Raw genomic sequence first — 3,173 nt, 5'->3', positions numbered from 1 at the left:
CCGGCTGACCAAATGGTCAGCCGGCTCTCTCTTTATTAAAATAATTCCCGCCCCTCAAATCGGGACTTCATGAACTGGATAAACTGGCGGGCCTCCCGGGGGATAAATACATCCCGCCTCCACACCACCGCAATATTCAGCGACAGTGCCGGGCGCACCGGAATGGCGGCGATGGTCTCGCCGGGCTCAATGACCTGGGGCAGCAAAAAAGCCCCGGCCAGGTTCTTGCGCAGGAAGCTCTTGATGGTCAAAAGCTGGTTGGAGTAAAAGAGCACATTGGGGGTGATGTCCAAACTCCGGAACCGGCTTTGCAGCATCTGCTGGTGATAGTGCCCGCTGGTAAAGAGGATCAGCGGTTCACGGGCGACATCCGTCAGCTCCACAAAATCCCGCCCGGCCAGAAAATGGTCCCGGCTGACGCAGAACATCATCTGGGTACGGATCAGCAGCTGGGCCTCCAGCGCGGCCGGCGGCGCGTCGCCTACCGCAATGATGGCCAGTTCCAGCGTCCCGTTCTTGACCATCTCCCTGGCCGTCTCGGAACCGGCCTCCGTCAGCTTCATGTGGATCTCCGGGTGCATCCGGGTGAAGTCGGCAAAAATCTGCGGAAAGAGAAAAAAGCCCACCATGGGCGGGATGCCCACGGAGATGGTGCTGCGCTGCCGTCCCAGCTCCTGAAAGTCCTCCGTCAGGGCGTCCACCTGGGACAAAATACCGTCGCACCGCTTTCGGAACAGCTCCCCGTCCGGCGTGGGGACCAGCGCCCGCCGTCCACGGCACAGCAGCAGTACCCCCAGTTCCTGCTCCAGAGACTGGATGGCCGCCGTGATGGCAGGCTGGGAGATATGCAGCTGCTCCGCCGCCCGGGTAACACTGCCCAGATGGCAGACCGCGGAGAAGTACCGCATCTGCGTCAACTTCATCTGTCCCCCTCTTTTCATCAGAAAAATTGATATATCCATTGAAATCAAATATTTTACTTAATTATAGAAGGGTGATAAGGTAAAGTCAACAACCGCCGCGGCGGGTTTAAGGAGGCACGTTTTATGCAGATGCAATCGTATTTTGTAGGTGCGGAAGTTCCGCAGCTGCCCCGGCAGACGCTGGAGCGGCTGCGCGGGTACGGCGCCTGTGTGGTCTGCGACGCTCTGAAGGGATTCAATGCCATGGACGGGCGCATCCGGGCCATCTCACCGGGAATCTGTGTGTGCGGCTGTGCCGTCACCGTGCGGCTGCGTCCGGGAGACAATCTGATGCTCCACCGGGCCATTGAGGCCGCCCGCCCGGGGGATATTCTGGTGCTGGACACCTGCGGCAGCTACCGCCACGCAGTCATCGGCGGCATCATGTCCTCCGCCGCCTTCGGAAAGGGCATCGGCGGCATGGTCATTGACGGGGCCGTGCGGGACGTGGAAGAGCTGCGGGAGCACGGCTATCCCGTCTTTGCCGCCGCTGTGGTCCCCAACACCGGCGAGAGCGAAGGTCCCGGCCAGCTCAATCACCCCATCAGCTGCGGCGGCGTACCGGTGCTGCCGGGAGACGTGGTAGTGGCCGACGAAAACGGCGTGGCGGTGGTGCCCCGGAATGCGGTGGACTGGGTGCTGGAGGCCTGCGAGCAAAAGTGCCGGGCGGAGGAGCAGCGCCTGGCGGAGATCCGGAGCGGCCAGCTGACTGCCGCCGGCATTACGGCCAAGCTCCGGCGGGAAGGTTATTAAAGGAGGGACGGACATGCGCAGCACTTTGCAGCGTCTGGAAGAGCGTCCTTTGGTCTGGGACACGGCCCTGCTGACGGACGGCCTGAGCCGGACGGAGACGGAAACCGTTACCGCCGCGCGTCCCGGTCAGCCGGAAAAGGTCCGGGTCATCATCGACCACGACACCCCCGCCGGCTCCGTGGCAGCATCAGCGCGGCAGGCGCTTTTGGAGGCGTTCGCCCGCCGGTACAGCCTGCCCTTCACCTGCGGCCGGGGCATCGGTCTCCATCTTCTGATGGAGGACGGTACGGCGGCCCCGGGGAAAGTCCTCATCGGCTGCGGACGGCACACGGCCGTGGTGGGCGCCGCCGGGGCCCTGGGCCTCTCTTTAACAGCGGAGGAGATGGTCCGTGCCCTGGAGACGGGCACCGTCTCTTTGGAAGACACGCCCCTGCGCCGGATTCAGCTGACGGGCACTCTGAGCCCCTATGAATCCGCCCGGGATCTGGCCCTGACTATGGCGGCGGAAGCCTGTCCCGGCACCGTGCTGGCCATTCACGGTCCCCAGCTGTCCTTTTCCCAGAGGGCAGAGGTGTGCGCCCTGCTGGCAGGGGCCCGGGTCAAAAGCGTCTTTTTTACAGATGAGCCCGGCGGCGAGCCGCTGGACCTTTCCGGAGTACGCCCCATGGCAGTGCTGCCGGGAAAGCCCCTAAGTCAGCCGGTCCCGGCAGCGCTGATCGACGGCATCCGGGTCAGCCAGGTGTTCATCGGCGGCTGTGCCGGTGGGACACTGGAGGCCCTGCGTCTGACCGCCCGGCTGTGGCAGGGCAGGAAAGTGTGCCCCTATGTGCGGGTCCTGGTGGCCCCGTGCACCTCCGCCGTGTATCTCCAGGCCCTGGAGGAGGGCCTGCGGAGCCGGGGCATCCGCACTGACTTCATCTGGCTGCCCGAGGGGCTGACCCGCATCAATGTCAAGGTCAAGGGGGGCGACGAGACCGAGATCAACGGTCAGGGTCCCACCGTGGACCCGGTGGCCCTGCGGGCCCTGCGTGACAAGCTGGACCGGCTGGAGGCAGGGGACATCCTGGTGATCTCCGGCTCCGTACCCGCCGCCCTGTCCCACGACGTCTACGAACAGATCCTGGCCCGGCTGGAGGATCGGGGCATCCAGTTCGTGGTGGATACCACCCGGGATCTGCTGGAAAGCGCCCTGCCCTATCACCCCTTCCTGATTAAGCCCAACAATCTGGAGCTGGCCGAGCTGTTCGGACGCACCCTGAACAGCGACGAAGACATCCGCGCCTGTGCCGCCGAACTACAGGCCAAGGGCGCCCGCAACGTACTGGTCTCCATGGCCGGAAACGGCTCTCTGCTGCTGGACGAGCGGGGCGGCTGCCATCGGCTGGGAGTGCCCCACGGCACGGTCCGCAACTCGGTGGGTGCCGGCGACTCCATGGTAGCCGGCTTCCTGGCCGGCTG

3 protein-coding genes are annotated in these 3,173 nt (G+C 64.5%); 2 read left to right on the top strand and 1 reads right to left on the bottom strand.

What is annotated here, in order from left to right; all coding sequences use genetic code 11:
- Positions 1–35: 35 nt before the first annotated feature.
- On the bottom strand, positions 36–923 hold the full coding sequence (locus QZS13_RS10155) for a LysR family transcriptional regulator (RefSeq protein ID WP_295588592.1): 888 nt from the start codon (positions 921–923) through the stop codon (positions 36–38).
- Between the two features lie 123 nt (positions 924–1,046).
- On the opposite strand from QZS13_RS10155, the gene QZS13_RS10150 reads away from it, so the two are divergent.
- Together QZS13_RS10150 and QZS13_RS10200 are read left to right on the top strand one after the other, a co-directional pair.
- A complete protein-coding gene (locus QZS13_RS10150) occupies positions 1,047–1,715 on the top strand; it encodes an RraA family protein (protein ID WP_295588590.1) in 669 nt (222 codons plus the stop codon).
- 13 nt (positions 1,716–1,728) lie between these two features.
- Positions 1,729–3,173, top strand: a 1,445-nt coding sequence (locus tag QZS13_RS10200) for a PfkB family carbohydrate kinase (protein WP_307986764.1), incomplete at its 3' end; no start/stop codon positions are given.

Origin of the sequence: uncultured Oscillibacter sp. (genome assembly GCF_900546705.1) — a bacterium.
Classification (GTDB): Bacteria; Bacillota; Clostridia; order Oscillospirales; family Oscillospiraceae; genus Oscillibacter.
This window is presented reverse-complemented; position numbering and strand designations above follow the sequence as displayed.

What these genes read in the sequence shown, in the direction of transcription:
- QZS13_RS10155 (WP_295588592.1), bottom strand. Translation starts at nt 923, where the DNA reads ATGAAGTTGACGCAGATGCGGTACTTCTCCGCGGTCTGCCATCTGGGC.
- QZS13_RS10150 (WP_295588590.1), top strand. Translation starts at nt 1,047, where the DNA reads ATGCAGATGCAATCGTATTTTGTAGGTGCGGAAGTTCCGCAGCTGCCC.